The sequence below is a fragment of the Chloroflexota bacterium genome (assembly GCA_034717495.1).
In the GTDB taxonomy this organism is placed as follows: domain Bacteria; phylum Chloroflexota; class Anaerolineae; order JAAEKA01; family JAAEKA01; genus JAYELL01.
The window spans coordinates 118085-139183 of the sequence record JAYELL010000101.1 but is presented as its reverse complement, the minus strand read 5'-3'; the positions used below and the strand labels follow the sequence as shown (position 1 = coordinate 139183).

Annotated in this window: 14 protein-coding genes; 11 read left to right on the top strand and 3 right to left on the bottom strand. The window is 57.2% G+C overall.

The features are described from left to right. Positions 1-59 precede the first annotated feature (59 nt). The 9 genes from U9R25_18335 (at position 60) to U9R25_18295 (ending at position 12197) form a co-directional block, all read left to right on the top strand. Positions 60-785 carry a hypothetical protein gene (locus tag U9R25_18335; GenBank protein MEA3337855.1) on the top strand — a complete coding sequence of 242 codons (726 nt, stop codon included), beginning with the start codon at positions 60-62 and terminating at the stop codon, positions 783-785. Between the two features lie 43 nt (positions 786-828). Beyond that, entirely contained in the window at positions 829-1809 is a 981-nt protein-coding gene (locus U9R25_18330; GenBank protein MEA3337854.1) for a uroporphyrinogen decarboxylase family protein, read from the top strand. 9 nt (positions 1810-1818) lie between these two features. Then, the gene (locus U9R25_18325; protein MEA3337853.1) at positions 1819-2325 is read left to right on the top strand and encodes an NUDIX hydrolase; all 507 of its coding nucleotides are present in this window, start codon (positions 1819-1821) and stop codon (positions 2323-2325) included. A gap of 27 nt (positions 2326-2352) precedes the next feature. Continuing rightward, positions 2353-4335 (top strand): DUF4910 domain-containing protein, encoded by a 1983-nt coding sequence (locus tag U9R25_18320; protein ID MEA3337852.1) that lies wholly within the window; start codon positions 2353-2355, stop codon positions 4333-4335. Continuing rightward, entirely contained in the window at positions 4332-5189 is an 858-nt protein-coding gene (locus tag U9R25_18315; GenBank protein MEA3337851.1) for a PHP domain-containing protein, read from the top strand. The genes U9R25_18320 and U9R25_18315 overlap by 4 nt, the downstream gene beginning before the upstream one ends. Before the next feature lie 209 nt (positions 5190-5398). Then, complete coding sequence (locus U9R25_18310; protein ID MEA3337850.1) at positions 5399-6520, top strand: tetratricopeptide repeat protein; 1122 nt, start codon at positions 5399-5401, stop codon at positions 6518-6520. 199 nt (positions 6521-6719) lie between these two features. After that, complete coding sequence (groES, locus tag U9R25_18305) at positions 6720-7007, top strand: co-chaperone GroES (GenBank protein MEA3337849.1); 288 nt, start codon at positions 6720-6722, stop codon at positions 7005-7007. 77 nt (positions 7008-7084) lie between these two features. Further along, entirely contained in the window at positions 7085-8743 is a 1659-nt protein-coding gene (gene groL / locus U9R25_18300) for a chaperonin GroEL (protein MEA3337848.1), read from the top strand. Between the two features lie 250 nt (positions 8744-8993). Beyond that, positions 8994-12197 (top strand): hypothetical protein, encoded by a 3204-nt coding sequence (locus U9R25_18295; protein ID MEA3337847.1) that lies wholly within the window; start codon positions 8994-8996, stop codon positions 12195-12197. 109 nt (positions 12198-12306) lie between these two features. Here the strand turns inward: U9R25_18295 and U9R25_18290 are convergent, their stop codons facing one another. Beyond that, positions 12307-15480: a DNRLRE domain-containing protein gene (locus U9R25_18290; protein ID MEA3337846.1), complete on the bottom strand. Its 3174-nt coding sequence runs from the start codon at positions 15478-15480 to the stop codon at positions 12307-12309. Positions 15481-15590: 110 nt separating this feature from the next. Between U9R25_18290 and U9R25_18285 the strand changes: the two genes are divergently transcribed. After that, the gene (locus tag U9R25_18285; GenBank protein ID MEA3337845.1) at positions 15591-16607 is read left to right on the top strand and encodes an ABC transporter ATP-binding protein; all 1017 of its coding nucleotides are present in this window, start codon (positions 15591-15593) and stop codon (positions 16605-16607) included. Positions 16608-16618: 11 nt separating this feature from the next. Next, a complete protein-coding gene (locus U9R25_18280; protein ID MEA3337844.1) occupies positions 16619-17422 on the top strand; it encodes an ABC transporter permease in 804 nt (267 codons plus the stop codon). Between the two features lie 201 nt (positions 17423-17623). Here U9R25_18280 and U9R25_18275 read toward each other — a convergent pair whose 3' ends face one another. Both U9R25_18275 and U9R25_18270 read right to left on the bottom strand, forming a co-directional pair. Next, the gene (locus U9R25_18275) at positions 17624-19858 is read right to left on the bottom strand and encodes a C25 family cysteine peptidase (GenBank protein ID MEA3337843.1); all 2235 of its coding nucleotides are present in this window, start codon (positions 19856-19858) and stop codon (positions 17624-17626) included. A 79-nt stretch (positions 19859-19937) separates the two neighbouring features. After that, positions 19938-21059, bottom strand: coding sequence for a hypothetical protein (locus tag U9R25_18270; protein MEA3337842.1), 1122 nt, complete (start codon positions 21057-21059; stop codon positions 19938-19940). Positions 21060-21099 lie beyond the last annotated feature (40 nt).

The window sequence follows — 21099 nt, the reverse complement described above, 5'->3', positions numbered from 1 at the left end:
TTTGTGCTATCATCGTTTTTTGCGGTACATAAACCTGCCTCGATTCTCGGAGGTCCCATATGTTCAGAAGCCCAGCCGTTACCGGTCGAGCGACCTTTGTCTTGCTGATTCTGGTCCTCTTTTTGACTGCTTGCGCGTCCAATCCCGTGTTTGTCACGAAAGAAATGTATCCTGTCCCCGCCGAGACAATGCAGCCTGAATTGTTTATCGAAGCGCCTGAAATGAGCTTCGCAACCCTGGCAAAGCCATTGCCCGACGGCCCTGTCGTGGTACGTGGCCTCTATGGCGAGTATGGCGCTAATACATTCAAGGTTTGCCACACCGATGCAGGCCAGCTGAAGTGCAGGACCTATCCACTTTCGCTGGATGCTTCCGGGCCCCTGTTGATCGAGGTCTCCGGCATAGCCAGTGATGGACAACTCACCGTCGAGCAATGGCATCCCCTGGATTGGGATGAGGATGCCAATCGCGCCGCTGTTCAGCAAGAACTCGACCGCCAGTCAGAAGCACTTGCCGGCTACGACTGGTCCCGGGTCGCCAGGTCCGATTTCCAACAATCCAGCGCCTCACTCGACGCGGACGCTGCCCAATTCAGCGACCAGCCGATTCACCTGTTTGGCTATGATATCAACAACGACCGCATCATCTGGCGTATCGAGGGACCGGAATTTCCCCAGGAGCGGGAGCTGGTATATCGCTTTCCGGTGGTGTATTTCTTCACCGACCCTACGGGAGGGCAAGCGCCGGTTACGGTGTTGACCATCGAGGGCTACGTCGAAGAATAGACCTGGGTACACATAATTCCACGAGGGCAACAAGATGACTTCGATGAGCAAATATGAACGTGTTCGAGCAACGATAGCCGGCGAACCAGTGGATCGCCCGGCGGTTGCGCTGTGGCGGCACTGGCCAGGCGATGATCAACGGGCCGAGGACTTCGCTGCCGCCCACCTTCATTGGCAACAGACCTTTGATTTTGATCTGATCAAATTGACCCCGTCCAGCGCCTACTGCCTTCAAGACTGGGGCATAAACACCTGCTGGTCCGGTGGGGACGAGGGCACCCGCGCCTACCGGAGCACCGTGATCGACTCTCCCGAGGACTGGTACCGCTTGCCCGAGCTTGATCCGGCCAGCGACTACCTTGCTACAGTCAGACAAGGTGCCAAGCTTGTCTGCCAGGCCATCGGCGATGACGTGCCCATTATCATGACCATCTTTAGCCCCCTCGCCCAGGCCAAAAACCTGGCGGGGGCCAATCTGTTGCCCCATCTTCGGCATCATCCCGAGGCCGTATTGGCAGGGTTCGAGACGATATCCGCCAGCATCCTGCGCTACCTCGGTGCCCTGAAGGCCACTGGCATCGACGGGGTCTTCTACGCCGCTCAACTCGCCGACGCCAGTCGCTTGAGCCGTGAAGAATATCAACACTTCGGCAAGCCCTTCGATCTTCAGATACTGGAGGCGACCGGCGATTTCTGGTTCAACATGCTGCACATCCATGGTCACGATGTCTACTTCGACCTCTTTACCGACTACCCGGTGCAGGCTGTCAATTGGCATGACCGCGAGTCCGGGCCGAGTCTGGCAGAGGGTGCCAAACAGTTCTCGGGGGCCGTCTCCGGGGGGCTCAATCGCTGGACGGTGCAGACCGGTTCGCCGGAGGATGTCCGTTCCGAGGCCGCCGACGCCATATCTCAGACCAGGGGACGCCGCCTGATCCTGTCCACCGGCTGTGTCGCCATGACCAATTCTCCCTTGAGCAACTTGCGGGCGGCCCGCGAGAGCGTCGAGATCAGCCAGGATTAATTCTCAACAGTGAAAGTCGAGTACAACTTCTGCCCGCGCTGTGGCCAGGCTCTGGTCACTAAAGAGGCCTCGGGCCGCGATCGCCGGGTCTGCGACGCCTGTGGGTTTATCCATTTCCAGGACCCAAAGGTTGCCGTTTCAGTACTGGTGAGCGATGAAGGCCGGGTCCTTCTGGTACGGCGGGCCGTCATTCCTCGTATCGGTTATTGGGCATTGCCGGCGGGTTTTGTCGAGATCGGCGAACTACCAGCTGAGGCGGCGGTCCGCGAAACTCAAGAGGAAACAGGCCTGACCGTTGCCCTGGATGGCATCATCGACATGCAACCCATCGCCCATCCCAACAAGGCTGGTTTTATCATGATCTTTGGGGGCCACGTGCTCTCAGGCACTCTGCAGGCCCAGGATGACGTGAGCGAGGCCCGCTGGTTTGCGGCCCCAGAGATCCCCTGGGAAGACGTGGCTTTCCAATCAACCCGTCAAATCCTCCTCAGATGGCAGGAATCACTGGCCAACTGATAGTAATCTACCCGAAAGAACCTTGCCATGTTTGAATCACAACTCAGTTCCATTCGACAGGCGTACTCTGGTGATGCAGCCAAACACCATGTGGCTGCCATTAGCCGTTTTCATCGAATCCAGGCCAGCCCCGGTTACCGCGAGGCGGCCCAATATGTCTACGCTCAACTGCAGGCCGCGGGGCTTGACACTGAGCTTCAGGTCGTTCCGGCCGACAACAAGGCCAGGTTCTGGACCTTGACCACCTTTCAGGAGTGGTCCTGCAGCCACGGGACGCTGGATCTGATCAAGGATGACCAGTTTATCGAGCGGCTCTGTGACTACAACGCCGTTCCGATCTCCCTGATCCAGCGCAGCACTGCCATCGACGGAACTTTCGAGGTAGTGGTGCTGGAGGATGGCACCCAGGACGCGCACTACCAGGACCTTGAGGTTGAAGGCAAGATCGTTTTGACCAACGGAAACCTTCAACGGGTCGTCGATATGGCAGTCCGGCGGCGCGGCGCAGCAGGCATCCTGTTCGACGGCATGGCAGCGACGGCACCGGGGCGCGGCCCGTTGGATCTGCCCGACGCCCGCCAATACACTTCCTTCTGGTGGGGAGCCGAGTGGCCGCCTTGTTGTTTTGGTTTTGTTTTAACGCCGCGCCAGGGTCAGCGCCTGCGCGATTCCGCGCCCTTTCAGGTGAAAGCCCGCGTAGAAAGCCATATCTTTGACGGCGAGATTGAGATAGTGTCTGCCTTCATCCCCGGCAAGAACGACCAGGAAGTCCTGATCGTCTCCCATCTCTGTCATCCCCAGCCATCGGCCAACGACAACGCCTCGGGAGCGGCGGCCAATCTGGAGATCGCGGCCACCCTGCAACGGCTCATCGACCAGGGAGAATTGGCCCCGCCCTCCCATGGCATCCGCTTCATCTGGGTCCCGGAAATGAGCGGCACCTACATCTACCTGGCAAGCCATGAGGAGCGAATCCCGCGTACCCTGGCGGCCATCAACCTGGATATGGTGGGCCAGGACCAGGAACAATGCCGGAGCACGTTTAACATCGAGGAACCCCCTGATGCCATGGCCTCCTTTGCGCCGGTGCTGCTGAAACAGCTCTGGCAATTGCTCCTGGACCAGGAAGGAAACGAGGAAAAGCCCATCAGCCTTCTCCGTCACGCCGTTGTACCCTTCTCCGGCGGCAGCGACCACTACATCCTCAGCGATCCCACCGTGGGCATCCCGACCCCCATGCTGATCCAGTGGCCCGACCGCTTTTATCACACATCCGCCGATACGCTGGACAGGGTCGATCCCCAGTGGTTGGCCCGCGCAGGCTCCCTGGCGGCTGCCTATGCCTACGGCATCGCCACCATGGGATCTAGCGAGGCCATCTGGTTGATCTACGCTACCGTCGCCGATTACCAGGAAAATATCCAGAATCATGCCCAGGCAGCCATAAGCAAGGCTCTGTCGGCCGAGTCGCAGGAGGCGCTGGCGCAGATCCACCAGGAGCTTCAACGGGCGATTCCCTACTTAACCGATCGAGGTTCCGCGGCCCTCCATACGATCCTGCGTCTGTGGCCCGCAGGGGCCGAGCTGATCCAGGAGCAGGTGGACTTCCTGCAGGAATCTGCCGGCGACGGGTTAGCGCGCGCCACGGAGGTGATCGAGCGACAACTGCGCGTATTGGGCGGGTCGGAACTGCCAGATGTGGTCGAGGAGCAGCCATGGCGCGCGGAGGCCTGCCAGCTCGTACCGGAACGCCTCTACCGCGGCCCGATCTCCTTTTTTGATCTGATGGCAAAACTATCCGAAGAGGAACGGGATGCCTTCTGGCAAGAGACTATGGGTGCAGGGCGCGCCTCGTGGACTGCGCGAACCCTGGCAGAGTATTGGGCCGATGGGCAGTTGACCGTTGCAGAAATCGCCGATCGCGTCCAACTGGAGACCGGCGTGGCAAGCGGGGAACGGGTGCTGGCCTATTTTCAGGCATTGGCTGAAAGAGGTGTGGTTAAACTGTGAATTTCATTGATCTACACTGTCACACCACCGCATCGGATGGCATCCACAGTCCGGAAACATTGGTGCGTTTGGCCCAGGAGATTGGTCTGCGCACTATCGCCGTCACCGATCACGACTCCACCGAGGGACTGGCGCGGGCGCTCGAGGCCGGCGAAACCTACGGGGTTGAGATTCTGCCTGGGGTTGAACTGAGCTGTGATGTGCCGGATGGCGAACAACATATGCTCGGTTACTTTGTGAACTACCGCGATCCCGCCTTTCAGGCAGAGCTCTCGCGCCTGCGGGAAGGACGTGTCGGACGCGCGGAGGGCATGGCCCAACGCTTGACCGAATTGGGCCATCCGGTTTCCTTTGAACGGATTCAAGAACTGGCTGGCGACGGCGCCATCGGCCGGCCCCATGTGGCTCAAGCCCTCGTCGAAGCCGGTCATGTCGATAGCAAGGCCGAGGCCTTTGAGAAGCTGATCGGCCGCCAGGGGCCAGCCTATGTGGAGCGGGCCAGGTTGACCCCGGTCAACGCATGTCGCCTGATTCGCCAGGCCGGCGGCGTTCCGGTCTTTGCCCATCCTTACATCGTCACCAGAGGTGGCCAGGTAATAGAACCTGCCCCGGTCGAACAATCGCTACCCGAACTGGTAGGGGCAGGCCTGGCAGGTCTTGAGGTCTACTATCCTCGCTATTCGACCAATTTGATAGGCAAGCTGCTCAGGTTGGCAAGGCAGTATGACCTGATCGCCACAGGGGGTTCAGACTTCCACGGTGCAGGAGTGGCCGGCGCGCCTTTGGGCAGTATCTACGTGCCAGCCAAATGCCTCACCAGCTTGAAGGAAGCTCACAGACGCCTGGACGCCTGACAGAAGCCCGTCAGGATTTCGCCTGATCGTACATCGTGATTTCCCAACCTGAACAAGCCTTTACCAAGCTTTGCCACGAAATCCGCAGTCAGAAATAGGGCCATTTGTTGCAGACCTTTTTGCTCTCCGGGCAAGGAATCAAGTGTTAAGGTACTAGCGTGTATATCGACCCCAGCCCGCGAAGAAGGCGTCGGGGTTCGCCTCTTCCAGTGATCATACTCATAATCCTCACTCTCGGCGCGGTGGGCTATTTCGCGAACGAACGATTTGAGCTTGTCCGCAACCCCTTTGAGACCCCAACACCCACGGCAACGCCAACCCGGACGACCCTTTCGTTTCTTTCTGAGGCCCAATCGCAATACGAGCAGGGGAATATCCGGGAGGCAATTCAAGCCTTTCGGGTGGTGGCAGACCGGGAGCCCGACAACGACGAGGTGCGGCGGGAGCTGGCTCGCCTGTTGATCTTCGACAGCGAATTCGATGAATCCCTGATATTTGCTCGGGAGGCAGAAGCAATCAACGAGGATGATGCGCGCAACCTGGCAACCCTGGCTCTGGCCCTCGATTGGACCAGTAATTACGATGATGCCTACAGTTATGCCCAGCTGGCAGTGGCGCTCGATCCTCAACTTTCCCAGGCCCACGGTGCTTTGGCCGAAGTGATGGCCGATTTGGGCAGCTGGTACCAGGCGGTAGATGAAGCGGAGACCGCCGTTGAATTGGATGGGCGCAGCATGGATGCGCACCGGGTATTGGGCTACACCCATGAGGTCCAGGGCAAGTATAGCGAGGCTATTCCTCACTATCAGAAGGCCCTGGAACTGGAACCCAACCTGACCTTTCTCTATTTAACCCTGGGAAGCAACTACCGCGCCCTGGCCACCAAGCAATGGGGAACCAAACAAGCCGATGAAAACTTTGCCTCTTCGGTCGAGATGTTCCGCAAAGGCCTCGAAATCAACCCTGATGACGCAACCTTGCGTTTCAACCTTGGCAAGACTCTTTTCCAGGCCGGAGATCAGGAGTTGGGAATCCGGGAGCTGCGCAAGGCAGTGGAGCTCAAGCCCGACATGCCGGAAGCCTACCAACAGCTTGCCGTCAATCTGTACCTGCGGCGCGCCTATGAGGAAGCCATAGAGCAGATGCAGAAAGCGATCGATCTGGGCAACGAATCGGCCATCAACTACTACGTGGTTGGCCTTTCCTACCTTAACCTGGAAGAAACGGACTGCGAAAAGGGTGTTCCGTGGTTGGAGAAGGCGCTGGAGATCGATCCAGATTCTGCGCCCGCTCGGGAAGGGCTAAACCGTTGTGGTGTATCGTTTCCTTAAACGGTATTCGCCATCCCGCACCTTCGAAAATTTGACGGCATGAATCCTTTGAAGTAAAATTTGACCAATCCCATAATATCGTGTATTATTGCAGTTAGCACTCTCTTTACAAGAGTGCTAACCGTTTTTTTGTCTGGATAAACGTGCGGCTGGAACGTCGCAATAAATCAAACCACCATTCAGGAGGGTAGTAAGTCCCATGAGCCTTAAACCACTAGGTGATCGATTGCTGGTCAAACCGATCGAACAGGAAGAGAAGACCGCCTCTGGCATCATTTTGCCCGAGACTGCCAAGGAAAAGCCCCAGGAGGGCGAGGTGTTGGCTGCCGGTCCCGGCGCTCGCCAGGACGACGGCACACGAATCGACATGGACGTCAAGGTTGGCGACCGCGTGTTATACGCCAAGTACGCTGGTACCGAGATCAAGATCGAAGGCACCAAGCACCTCATCCTTCGGGAAAGCGATGTACTGGCAATCGTCGAATAGTCAACGAGGAAGGTCCTCGCACGACCAGCTGAATAATCAATCACTAACCAATAGATAACCAAGGAGCAAAGATTAAAATGGCTAAGCAAATAATTTTTTCAGAAGAGGCACGCCGCAATCTGAAGATTGGCGTGGACATTCTGGCAAACGCAGTGAAGACCACCCTGGGACCCAAGGGCCGCAACGTTGCCCTGGACAAAAAATGGGGTGCGCCCACCATCACCCATGATGGTGTGACCGTGGCAAAGGAAATCGAGTTGGAAGAGCCTTACCAGAATATGGGCGCCCAGCTTCTCAAGGAAGCAGCCACCAAGACCAACGACATCGCAGGCGATGGCACCACCACTGCAACCGTTCTTGCCCAGGCAATCGTAAATGAGGGCCTGAAGAACGTGGCTGCTGGCGCCAACCCCATGCTGCTGAAGCGCGGCATTGAAAAAGGCGTCGCCGCCCTGTCTGTGGCAATCGCCGCTCAGGCCATCGACATCACGACCAAGGATGAGATCGCATCAGTTGCCGCTATCTCCGCCCAGGACCAGGAGATTGGTGACCTGATCGCCGAGGTCATGGACAAGGTCGGTAAAGACGGTGTCATCACCGTTGAGGAGAGCAAGACCGGCCTGGCCTTCGAGACTGAATATGTTGAAGGTATGCAGTTCGACCGTGGCTACATCTCGCCCTACTTCGTCACCAATCCCGATCGCATGGAAGCCGAGATGGAAGATCCTCACATCCTCCTGACCGACAAAAAGATCTCCGCTGCCCAGGATATCGTTCCCCTTCTGGAAAAATTGGTCCAGCTCGGCAAACGCGACCTGGTAATCATCGCGGAAGATGTCGACGGCGAGGCATTGGCAACCCTGGTGCTGAACAAGCTGCGGGGCGTGTTCAACGTTTTGGCCATCAAAGCCCCAGGCTTTGGCGACCGCCGCAAGGCAATGCTGCAGGATATGGCGACCCTGACCGGCGCACAGGTCATCACCGAAGAGGTAGGCCGCAAGCTGGAGACCACCCAGATCAGTGACCTGGGGCGCGCCGACAAGGTTGTCTCCACCAAGGACGACACCACCATCGTCGGTGGCCATGGTGAAGAGGATCAGATCCGCGGCCGCATCGAGCAGATCAAGGTCGAGGTCGAAAACTCCACCAGCGACTACGATCGCGAGAAGCTGCAGGAACGCCTGGCCAAGCTGGCCGGCGGCGTGGCCATTGTCCGCGTCGGCGCAGCCACCGAGACCGAGTTGAAAGAGAAGAAGCATCGGGTTGAGGACGCCTTAAGCGCCACGCGCGCCGCCGTCGAGGAAGGCATTGTGCCAGGTGGTGGTGTAGCTCTTATCAACGCAATCGGCGCTCTCGACGAGGTCGAAGCTGAGACCGAAGGTGACATTCTGACCGGTGTAAAGATCTTGCGCCGATCCCTTGAAGAACCCATGCGCCAGATCGCCCTCAACGCGGGCAAAGATGGCGCCGTGACCGTGGAAACAGTGCGACGGCTACAGAAGGAAGAGGACAGTCTTCGTCTGGGTTACGATGTCATCGGCGAGGTATACACCGACATGGTTGACGCCGGCATCATCGATCCGGCCAAGGTGACCAAAGGTGGCCTGCAAAATGCCGCCAGTATCGCCGCCATGATCCTGACGACCGAAGCATTGATCACCGACATCCCGGAAGAGAGTACGGCTCCTGCCATGCCACCAGGTGGCATGGGAGGCATGGGAGGCATGGACTTCTAAAGTTCACCTCGAATGCAGATAACCACAACGAGCCATCGGGGCAAAACCCGGTGGCTCGTTTTCTGTTTGGCATTGCCACCCTCCAATCCTGGAGACCCTCCTATTTGGATTTACCGGGAGCGTTTTTTGTAGTGTTGCGTGAAATGGCAGATTATGATATCATAGTGCGATATTGATAACTCGTTTCTCCTCAGGGCTCCGATGGAGCCTTCATCGATGCCATTCACCCAACCAACGAGGAGACCACACCGTGGGCGCTTCCAACAACCCTGACAACGATGCAAAGGGCAAAACACGGCAGCTTCTTCCCATTATCCTTGGACTCTTCCTGCTGGCGGGCGGGGTCTTCCTGGGCCGTGTTCTTCTAAACAATTATACTCTCCAACTCAACGGGGACTCGATACCCATCATCCAAAAATGGACGGTGGGCAATATTATGCTGTCGAGGACACGAGAAGCGGGTGTCGCGACCGAAGCGGGATTTTACTGCAACAGCTGCGGCAGTCCCGATTGCCGCCAGGCGTGTGCTGACACTGCCATTGCCGTTGGTATGCACAATCGGTTTCACTGGTGCGAAATCATGGTGGTGCCCAACGCCTATGACATGGGTCGGATCAAACGTTGGGTGGAAGCCAATGCTACCGCCGGTTTGCGGTCGGTCATAGGATTCTCGCCGAAAACTGATCGCAACGTAGAACTCAGTGGCATCGGCTCGTGTACGGAGGACAGCGACGGATCGCCCGCCTGGGTGCTGGAACCTGGCTCCATTTATGAGCCGTTACAGAATGGCAGCGGCGCGCAGATTTCCTATCACTTGAATTACCGAAACCCCTACGTCCAGAATGAGTTCCGGGGATTGCTACAGGCACTACGCAGTGAATTCGAATCCATGGAACCGGGTATTCTGGCTTCCATCGACAGCATTGAGGTGGACATCGGCCACGATGGCGAAATGGATCCTACCCGCAACTACGACGGTTATCCTGCCGGGGCGCCCCTGCTCTGGATGGACAAGGATATGTACCGCTGCAATTACGCGGGCCTGGTCTGGCACGGCGACCTGGATGACCAGCATTGCACCGATGCTGAAGGCAACCCTGTTGACCCCAGCACTGCGTGGGGTGCCATGCACGTCTGGCGCGACCAGGTGGTTAAGCCATTCATCGACATCTATGGCGAAGAGCTGTCGACGGTGACTCAGGGGAACACCCTGGGCAAGGCGATGACTCTGATGGTTGTGGGGCAAATCATGGGCGCCAATGAACGAGCTGAACCATGCGGCGGCTGTGATGGCCGCAATGTTGTCGACTATGCCTACGAAACCTACGGAATGGGAGCGAAGAGTACCGGAATCACGTCAGATCTGGGAAATGGACACCAAAGAGATCCCCTCGGCCTGGAATATCGAAACTGGCCCAACATCTTTAAGCTTACCTGGCCCAGCCGGCTGGGCACTGGCGAACATGGCATCTCTGAAACTGGCAGTTGCTGTGGTACGCCAGGGCAACTCTATTGGGCGGTAGTGAATTCGCTCGACAAACACTTGAGTCAGTTACACTTCCCCAGCTCAGATATCGGTCAGCCAGGGGAGGGCGCCGACGAAGCCCGTCGCATCTTCTCGCGCTACGCTGGAAAGGGCATTGCAGACACCCCGGACGTTTGGATCGTCTTCAGGGACACGGCCGGCACCTACTATCCTGATGGTGATAATGGTCAGCCCCAGGGATCGCCTCCCGGAGCCATACCATGTTGCCGCTGGTTACCCAACTTCGAGTGGTTCCTTTATCAGGTCAATCCCGACGCTGACCAGGTGGTTCGTGACGATCTCCCCGATTCCTACAAGAGTTTGACAGCTCGCAGCAATGCCAACAGTCCTCTGGCCCTGGACATCGAGGATCTCTGGGAAGGGGCAGCCCAGGCCCCCCAAGCCAATGGTGGCTGTGCCGCGTATTCGATTGATATTGAGTTTGTCAGCAATGGGGGTCAGTTCGGGTTGCGATACCCCACATTGAGTGGCGGCACTGTGGAACAGATCGTGGATAAAGGCGAGACTGGCACGTGGCGAACGACGACTCTGCAAATCGATGACGCGTTCTTTGACAATGGCCTCGATGGCACAGACCTGGAACTGGTAAATCTGGATGATCAGCCCGATGTTTTCCACCAGGTCCGCATAATCCCGGCCGGAAGCTGTGGTGGTCCATCCCCGACTCCACCTCCAACCGACACGCCGACGCCGACTCATACGTCCACTGCAAGTCCAACAGCAACGACTATCCACACGCCAACTGCGACAGCTACGGACACACCTACTGCGACACCTTCGCCGACAAACAGCCCCACGACAGCCGCCAGCGAGACGCCAACTGCAACAGCTACACACTCGCCGACTCCAACCGCGACCGCAACCGATACCCCCGTTCCTACCAACACCCCGGTACCAACGGTGCCGGCAACACCAACTCAACCGTCAAGTACGGCTTGTATGGCGGTTCCCCTTCGCACGGTCATGCTTGGCGACCAACCAAAGGGAATCGGTGTCGACCCGGAAACGGCCTATGTCGCTCTGTTCACCTATTCGAGACTCGCTCTGCTTCGGGCTGCAGATGGCGGCCTGTTGGGCTTTGAGGACCTGGCCGGCGGCGCTGTCAACGGCGTTGCCGTAGCCGGCAACCACGTCTATACAGCCAACCGCAATTCAGCCAGTCTTTCGATCAACCAGACCGGCGCCGGTACCCTGGTCGATGCAATTCCTGTCGGTGGATTACCCTGGGGTGTGGCCGGGAACGGCGACCGTGTCTACGTCGTAAACTTTGCCGACAGTACCGTCACCGTGCTCGACGCTATCACCAACACGGTGTTAGAGACCACCTCAGTGGCTGACACCCCGGCATTTGTCGCGGCTCTCCCCGATCGCGCTTATGTGTCGCACATACATGGGCACATCAGTGTAATCAGCAGCGAAGGAGAACTCCTGGAAGATATTCAGCCGGGGCCGAACGATTTCTGGGGAATCGCAATCGACCCGGTCAATGAGCGCCTGTATGTCAGTAGTCGTGGCGAACAACGAATCATCGTTCTTTCGACTGCCAATCACCAGGTTATTGGGGAAATCGCTGTACCCGGTGTGCCATACGTACTGTCCTACAATCCATATACGGGCCATCTCTACGCCGTCGACGCCCAGAACGATCTTCTTCTTGGCTTCGACACCTGGAACCAAAACGCCTACATGGGAGAAGCGGAAGTTGGCGAGCAAAACCCAGACGAGGGAGGGCAGGGAATCGCCGTGATGCATAACCTGGTCTACGTTTCGAACTGGCAGGCCAGAAGCGTGACCGTACTGGACGACGGCATCTGCCTGGAAGGTGACCAACCTGCACCTTCACCGACTGCCACGCCGGTCCCTGGAGGTATCTGGTTACCTGCCATCCTGATTGCCTCCGCTCAATAGCCCCGCTCACACTGATTTCAGATCAAATGACAGAAGCGCACCCGGCGTTGATTTCCCGGGTGCGCTCCATTTGGAAAAAAAGGTTCGGTGCTTGCCAGCTGTCCGCCGATTATTGTTGCCACCCCCAGTGAACACCCACGCTGGCAATATCGGCCAGATCGATCACAGTCGAACCATCGAAATCCAGGGTGGCCGGACAGGCGGCATTGACCGGCGAATTCCAACATCCTGACACCCGTTGAACATCGGCGATGTCGACATCGCCATCACAACTCGCGGGGGCAGAATGATCTGCATTGGGATGGACATCCGCGAAATAACATGGGGGAGCACCCTCCTCCAGCAAGACCAACGTGCCGAAATCCTCGGGGGACTGAACCGTATATTGGCCTTCCCATACCATGTAACTGTCCCAATCCCCGCCGTCGTCATCGTCATGCAGGCCAATAGTGAATCCGGCCTGGTGTCCTGCAGTCCATACCGGAGGCTGAAGCACGCTGAGGGGCACTGCCATCTCAATCACGAAACCGTCGCTCAAAATCCGGTGTGCCCTCTGCGCCTCATCCAGGGGAATAACACCCCAATCGGTTACCCTGTCATACAGAGCTGCGGTAATCTGATGGTCGTCGGGCCCGGTGAAATTCTCGTCGTTGGCGCCGTCGATGCCAAACTCGATACCATCATCCCGCCAAATCGAGGTGCTATCGGCTACAAGAACATCATCCCAGACCCGGGCCGCCAGATAAAGCCAATCCGGGTGCCAGGCTACCCAGACCCGGGCACTGGAGTCCGCAGGGAGGGGATTTAAGCGTTCATGCACAAAATCGGCCGTATTCCTATCCAGCAGGACCCCACTGTTCAAGGCCCACTCATCGAGATTGCCATCGATGACTAGCACCTGGCCCATTCGCCCAGCCATCACCTCGCGGGGTGGTCCTACCGGTGTTGGCGTCGGGGTCGGTGTTGGTTCAGGGCCAGGCGTATGCGTTGGCGTCGGTGTCGGCGTGTCAGTAGGCGGCAGCACGGGGGTCGGTGTTGGTGTTGGCGGGATGACAGCAGTGAAGTAGGTAAACACCAGGCGCGGCCTGATTGAGATATCCGGCTCCTCCCTGGTACTGATCTTGTAGGCAACATTGCCGCTGCTGTTGCTATCCTTGAAAACCAACCCATGGTTCGGCTGCTCACCGCTCACCCATTCGAACACAGCATCCGTGACGTCGAATCTCTCCCAAACGTCAATCTCGTCCAACCTCTCGCTGTGCAGCAAAACGGTAGAATGATCGCTGCCCTCGCCATTTGCTCCCGGTTGGGACCATGGCACGTTGTTTCTGGCCTGGTTCCAGGTAGCCTGGTATTCTTGCCAGGAACGCCGCAAGGCATAAACATCGGTATCCATCCAGTTGGAATTGGAACGACTGTTTACGAACAGATCCAGATACGCTTCGGTGACCACCGCGTTATCAGGCAGGTCGAGGCCACTCAAATCGAACTTGAGCAGGGATGCCATTTGATCTACAGATCGGACTTGCATCAGGGACTGGGAGCCATAGTTGGCAGTCGGCTGCCATGCGCTCAGATAGGTATCTGTGGTTCCGGCATAGCTCGTCCCATCATGCTGCAGGGTAACACCGATTTCTTGCCCGGAACCGAGCCTGGTGACATGGACGAAATGAATGAATTCGTCGCCGTCATTGTTGCTTGAGATGCGGAAATCCTGGCCCGGTGCGCTGGAGCCCCCCTCCTGGCGATTTCCGAAGTGGGCATCGGACAGTGCTACTTCAACGGTGAGCCACTGATTGGTGTTGTTTTTTTGCACCTCGAAGGCCCGCTTGTAGGGATTATCCACGGCATCGTATTCCAGCCACCAGCGGTCGTGGCCGCTATCCCGGTAGGTCACGGTGACACTGACTACGTTGGTGCCACCCAATATATACCCGTCGTCGATGTTGAAGGACATGTAGGGATTGCCCGTCGCTTGATCGGTACGCCGGGTGTACCGCCCCTGGGGCGCGCTGCCGGCATTCCATTCAGGCACAGTACGCCCCCCCGGAACGTTGTCGTCCTGGTAAAGCCAGTGGTCGAAATTGCCCCGCTGGGGATACCAATCCTCCTCCGACTCTCGCATGGCAATCCAGACAGAGGGCGTATCAAGAATCGTGCGCCCCATATGCAGATTGGCAAAGTGCATCATCTCCTCTTCGAGAGCTGTGACGGTCGATATCAGAGAAAAATTGGCAAGAATATAGTTGGGGTTTTTGTTAAGACCGTTCAGAAACGCCCAGTAGGTGTCTGTCTCGCCTGGGAACCAATTGCGATATGCCTCCCATGCCGTTGGCACGTCGTTCCCATACAGGAACATGGGATCGTATTGACCTGTCTGATGGATGTAGGTGTTGCCTGGTGCGTGGATCACCTGATCGTCGTGATCGACCAGCAGCTTATTGTGTTTCATCCCGATTCCCAGGTTACCAGCATATTGCGCGAATTCCCGTCGCTCAATGCGATCCAGATAAAAGGGCGCGTACTGGATAAACAATGGTTTGCTCTGCCATGCATCGGCATAGACATCGGTGATGTCATTGACAGTTTCGATCCAAAGCTCGCTGGTCAAACCGTTGTCGTAGAGGCAAATATCGTGGGGACTATCACTGGGGATCGTCTCGCCGTACATGCCGTGGCTGATCTCCACAGCGACGACCCGCTGATCATTGTCGTACCGGGCAGCGGCCGCCTGAACAAAGTCCCGCCAGGCGTTCTGGTAGCTCTGGCCCCAATACCTGGGGATATCAATGTACTGGTTGTAGTCGGAATCCCAGCAGCTCACAAACCCATCCCCAACCGGATGTTGCTGTCTGAACCAGTAGGGTAGCCAGTCACCGCCACAACATCTACCGTCGAAAGCATTGAAGCCGATGATCACCGGTTTGCCAAGTTGTGCCTCTTCGGTGATCCACTCATCCACCTCGGACCAATCAAAGCTGCCCTGGGTATAATTTTCGATCAGATTCCATTGGAATACCTGGTGCCCCCCGATCACAAAAGGATACTGGTTTGGGTCCACGTTTCGGTAATCGAGAAAGGTATACACACCGGGCGAAGGGGGGTTGCTTTCGACCGTTGCAGCCATGCCTGATGCCATCGGCAAATAGGCTGGCACCGGCTCCGGTTCGCCTACAGCAGAGCCCGCCCAGGCAACCGGCCGCCCCAGGGTAACGACCGCGCCCAACAGGAGCACGAACCATAGGAAAGCGACAATTATGAAGTGTTTCAGTTTCTCGTTCAAGGGTATCCTCTCGGCGCTTGTCTCAGAGCCCACTGCATTGGTGATGGCCAACATCCCCCTCCAGAAGGCCAATTCGCTCACTTCAAAAGCAGCGTGGTATAATCGCAGCCATGGCCGCTCTTGCAATCGAGACCGAACGTTTGAGCAAGCATTTTACCACACCTGGCAACCGGTGGCGACTGGGGATTCGCTCCCGCTCCACCGACAAGGAGGACGGACGCGATACCATTACTGCCGTCGACCAGGTCTCTCTGCAGGTACGCGCCGGCGAACTCTTCGGTCTCTTAGGCCCAAACGGCGCTGGCAAAACCACGCTGATCAAGCTACTCTGCACCGTCGTCGTTCCAAGCAGCGGCACCGCTGCCATCTTCGGCGCTGACCTCACACAGGCCCAGAAAATCCGTGAGATGATCGGCATGGCCAGCGGCGATGAGCGAAGTTTCTACTGGCGCTTGAGTGGGCGTCGGAACCTTGCCTTCTTTGCCTCTCTCTATGGGCTAAACCGAGATGACAGTCAGAAAAGGTCCAACACGTTGCTTCAGCAGGTCGGGTTGCTGGACCAGGCGGATAGGCCCTTCAGGACCTACTCCAGTGGACAAAAGCAGCGTCTGAGCATTGCCAGAGCCCTTCTCCCTAACCCGCGACTTCTCTTTCTGGATGAACCAACCCGCAGTCTCGATCCAACGGCTACCTTTGCCCTGCATCAGTTCATTGAAAACGAACTCCTGCAAAAAGAGGGCATGACCATCCTCTTGACGACCCATCGCCTGGATGAGGCGGAGCGACTGTGCGATAGAATCGGCATCATGGACCATGGCCAACTGAAGGCAAGTGGCGCACCGGACGAGTTGCGAGCCGCTTTCGGTCCTACCGTTACCTATCGTCTGAAAGTAGGCCATCTCGGCTCCGGGCCCCGAGACCTGACAGACAACATCGACGGCCAGTTGACTGCCACGCCGTTGGATGGCGACGGCGCCTGGACCATTGAACTGCAGGCCATCGACAATGAGCAAGCTCTGGCAGCTCTGATCGACCAGATTTCCAAAGCGGGTGGCCAGGTGTTCGACATCAGCCGGGACCGGGCATCTCTTGAACAGGTTTTCCAGAGATTCACCGAGTCGCAGTAAATCAAGCTGCCATGACCAGAGCAATCGCCTTCCTGCGCCGTGACTGGCAAATTCAGCTAAGCTATCGCTTTGCCTTTGTACTCCAGTTCTTTGGCACCTTGTTCAATCTTCTTATCTTTTACTTCCTGAGCCTGTTAGTTGGCGATTCGGCCGCGCCTTACCTCGAAAACTACAACGGTGATTACTTCTCCTTTGTGTTGATCGGGCTCGCCTTTTCAGGCTATTTCGGCGTGGGTCTAAATAGTTTCGCCAGAACTATCCGCGAGGCCCAGACAACTGGAACACTGGAAGCCATGTTGTTGACACCAACCCGCCTGAGTACGATCATCCTGTCGAGCAGCATCTACGATTATGGTTTCGTGACCTTCCAGGTTTTCGTCTATCTGGCCCTGGGAGCGCTGCTGTTTGACGTGAATCTCAGCACAGGCAACATTCCAGGGGCCCTGGTCATCCTGCTGTTGACGATCATCACCATGACGGCCATCGGCATTATCGCCGCCAGTTTTATCATGGTCCTGAAGCGAGGCGATCCGGTAACGGTGCTGTTCAATGGCATCTCACTTCTGCTGGGGGGCGTCTATTATCCCATCGCGTTGATGCCGGAATGGCTCCAGACCCTATCGCGCCTTCTGCCAATCACCTACTCGCTCGCCGCCATGCGGCTGGCGCTGCTGAACGATGCATCCTTTTCCGAGCTGATGCCGTTTATTTTTGCGCTGAGCATTTTCGGGATCATCCTGGTGCCAGCGAGCCTTCTGATCTTCCGCCAAGCGGTTCACAGGGCCAAAGTTGACGGGAGTCTCGCCCATTATTAGTGGCTTTCGAAGCCCTGGTCCCTTGACAAACCCGGTACAACAGAAACCGCCGCCCGCTTAGCTCCTCGAGCCCCCGCCGGCGGCGGTTGTACGTTATACATTTTCACGGTCAACTGCGGTCGATAGCTGCCAGCTCCGATTATCGCTCTACGGTCCCATTTGGCAAATCAGCGCCAATCGGGACCTGGGGGTTGACCTTCGCTACCCGCCCGGTCGTTGGAACACCAGAGCAGGGTCACCCAATAAAGTGAATGTCTCAATCAAATCCTGCATGATGTCACGATCAAGAATCAGGTCTTTTTTACCGAGCATGATTGCCTCGCCGACCGTATCCGCTCCTTCGAAAAGGTGGGTGTAGATATTGACCGCCAGATCGCGCTGATCGTCGGCCAGGCTCTCGCTGGTAGGCACCAGGGCCGCAACCACCCCGCCATCGGTCTTGAATAACAACTCCTCGCCCATGCTGGTCGCCTGGGGATGATGGAAGTAGCCCACCAAACAGGTCATGGTCATCATGAAGGGCAAAGCGGAATCGTTTTCCAGAGATTGTACATCATCGGTTTGAAAGATCTTCTCCTGGGCCCACACATTCATGCTGCCGTGGCCCACATAGGTGACCAGTCCCACACCCTGGTTGAGAGACTCCATGATCTCATCCCCTGGATCGTCTGTTTCACCCAGATAAACCTTGCTTACGCTGTAAGAGTCGGGCAGGTAGTCGTTCGCCAGATCATCGGATATGGCCTGGAAATTATCTTGCTTGTCGTCCGCTACGAACAAGGCTCGCCCCGACCACTGGGCTGCATCGGGATCACGTTCGTAAGCCAGGGTCTTTGCTACCACGGTTTCGACCTGCCCGGCAGTTTGGGCAGGAATTCTTCCTACCGCCATGTCAGGTTTTCCATCTTTGCCATCCAGTGTGACGAACCAGTTATCGCTGGCTGTCTCACCGACGAAGTGAGTATCCATCAAATAGGTTGGCACATAGACAGAAGTAGCATCCGGTGTGAAACCCTTAAAATCGTAACTGGCATCTCCCACCAGAAGCAGAAAGCGAGGGGCGGGGTCGGGCCAGTTTTCGCTGGCATAGATCATATAGTCGCGGATGGCTGCCGGATCGGGATTGCCGTCGCTGAAGGAATCGTAGACGTCGGCAATTGAAGCCACGGTCACCCGGTACCCCTGAGATCGCCGGAACTCCATCAAGGGTTGCAGAGCCTCTTCGAAATCAGGGTGGACCACGGCAATGTAGTCGGCGCCCTCTGGATTTTCTCGCAGGTCTGCACCCAAAACAGGCTCAATCGCCAGAGGGGTCAGCCTTGCGTCGGAGTCGGCTACTGCATAGGTCCGCGGACCATCTGCCTGTCGATTCTGAAAACTCAAGCTATTCCCTGCGAGTTCGAATCCTTCCAACGCACGGGGTTGGTCCGCTTCGCTCACATCCCACAATAACACCTCAGTGTCATCAAGGCCCTGAATCGCTGCAGGATCACCGCCGTCAATCTGGAATCGCAGTCGGCCTTGATCAGCAACCATCTCACGATCGTAGATCATATCCACCCGGTCCAGGTAGACGACATCCACGATTGCATCAGTGTCCCCGGGCGCTTCGATCACCAGCTCATTGCCCACAGGCTTCAGAGCAGATGCAGGCACTGTTGCAGAAAGTGTTTCCCAGCCACGGCCATCCCAGGAAGAGTCGTCGACGATCTGCTCGTTCACTTTGAGAATCGTATGGTGATCGGGGGTCTCAGGGGATTCGGTGTTGGCCCAAAGTGACACCTCCAGGTCGACATCACCACCTACCCAGCCCGGCAGGTCGAATGGTACGGCAAATTCACCTGGAGCGAAAACCGACTGCCAGAGCCAGTGATCGGTGTCAACCGGTGTCTGCGAAAGGTAGTGGTGCGACTCCTCCAGACTGGATGTCTGGCGGAACGAGGAAACAGGCTCACCCTTTGCTGCGGTGACAGCAATAGTTTCAATTCCCGTGGCGGGATTCTCCCCATCTTCCGCCCATTCCAGGCGATAGGCATTCTGATCACCATAGCGGCTCTCACGCGGTCGACCATAGAAGGTGATATCCCGGTCGGCGCCGCTGTTCCGGATCGTCATGGGCACCGGTTGGCCGCCAAGCGACAACACCAGTTGGTCCGGTTCTCCCGCCGCCAGGTCGAAACCGGCAGAGCCCAGTTGCTCGCCAGAAACCTGATACAGGCCAGCCTGATCAAGCAAAATCCTGACCGCATCCACTTTCTGGCCATCGTGCAAGGCCATGGCCGGGCTGGTTGACGTTTTCCCGACAGACCGCTTCTCGCCATCATCCTTGCCACAACCTGCCAGGCTCAGAGCGACCAGAAAGAGCAAGATCATGACAACGATGGCGGTACTGGTTGATGGCCGGTGGCCTGAACGGCTCTTGAAATTCTTGTTCATAGTCCTCTAAAAAAGAGTCTTGCAATCATGAAGCTGCACACCTTGATCGGAATGCAGCTTCGGTATCTTCGTTCCACTATTAGCGTTTGAACCAGACAAACAGGGCCAGCAGTCCCAGCAACAGGGCGCCGCAGAGACTTCCACCACCGACCACCAACAGTAAGCTCGACACATCGCCCGATTCTTGCTCGCTGCTATCAGGACGCGGCGTTGCGGTGGGGCGGGCTTCCCGGGCTGTCTGCTCTTGCTGTGACGCCGCGGCAAGCACCTGGGGCGTCGGCGTATCGGCAACTGCCGCCTCAGCGCCTTCTGCAACTAACGCTTCCGGTTGCCCACTTTCATTCGAGTCGGAAGAGGACGCAGGTTGATCGGGGGCCGCCCTGGGCGCGATCACCAAAGGTGTCTCCGTGGGTTTTTCCACAAGGGGTACAGGGGTCGGGCTTGGCAGTTCTGCCGGCTCATTGCCGCCCGCGTCGGCGGTTGGCGGCACGGCCGTGTCGGTGGGCTCTCCTACTGGCGCGTTTGTAGGCTGGGCCACCGGCGTATCGGTGGCTGCGACCGGCGTGTTTGTCGGCACAAAGGGCGTATCGGTCGGCTGTTGCTGCTGGTTTCCGCCCGACGGTACCGGCGTATCGGTTACTTGCACTGACGTTGGCGTATTGGTCGGCGGTACTGACGTTTCCGTAGGAGTATGAGTTGCTGTCGGCGTGTGGGTTGCTGTTGACTCTGGCGTATTGCCAGGCAGTGCATCGGTCGGAGTGGGCGTGGGTGTTTCGGTTGGTCCCGCGGTTTCAGGGAAACGGGCCGGGCCTATGTAATCACCCGGCACTCCAATAGTGCGAATCTCAAGGATCCAGTAGAAATATGTTTCCCCCGGTGTTACGTCGGTGTCAATCCATTCATAGTCAGCACCGCTGGTGACACTGCCCCGAGGCTGTTCCAAATGCACGGCGTAGATTTGCCAGTCCAGATCCACGTCAATATCGGTGGAGGTATGCCGAAGCACCTGCATAGCTGCTACATCTCTCTCGGTCTCAGTGCCCCACAAGACTCGAACTTCGTTCCCGGCATTGCCTTGCTCCAAGTTGAAATAAGTAAAATCGACCTCCGAAAAGGCATCTGGACCTGTCAACCCCAGAACAAGAAGTACAAGAGCGAACAGCCCAATGATGTACTGCCATGAATGACGTTTTGAGCGCAACTTTTCTCCTCCTGTCGGCAAATGGGCAAAAAATTTAACT

Excerpts from the sequence above, each read along its gene's own strand:
- U9R25_18335 (MEA3337855.1), top strand. The coding sequence starts at position 60 with ATGTTCAGAAGCCCAGCCGTTACCGGTCGAGCGACCTTTGTCTTGCTG.
- U9R25_18330 (MEA3337854.1), top strand. The coding sequence starts at position 829 with ATGAGCAAATATGAACGTGTTCGAGCAACGATAGCCGGCGAACCAGTG.
- U9R25_18320 (MEA3337852.1), top strand. The coding sequence starts at position 2,353 with ATGTTTGAATCACAACTCAGTTCCATTCGACAGGCGTACTCTGGTGAT.
- groES (MEA3337849.1), top strand. The coding sequence starts at position 6,720 with ATGAGCCTTAAACCACTAGGTGATCGATTGCTGGTCAAACCGATCGAA.
- groL (MEA3337848.1), top strand. The coding sequence starts at position 7,085 with ATGGCTAAGCAAATAATTTTTTCAGAAGAGGCACGCCGCAATCTGAAG.
- U9R25_18285 (MEA3337845.1), top strand. The coding sequence starts at position 15,591 with ATGGCCGCTCTTGCAATCGAGACCGAACGTTTGAGCAAGCATTTTACC.
- U9R25_18280 (MEA3337844.1), top strand. The coding sequence starts at position 16,619 with ATGACCAGAGCAATCGCCTTCCTGCGCCGTGACTGGCAAATTCAGCTA.
- U9R25_18275 (MEA3337843.1), bottom strand. The coding sequence starts at position 19,858 with ATGAACAAGAATTTCAAGAGCCGTTCAGGCCACCGGCCATCAACCAGT.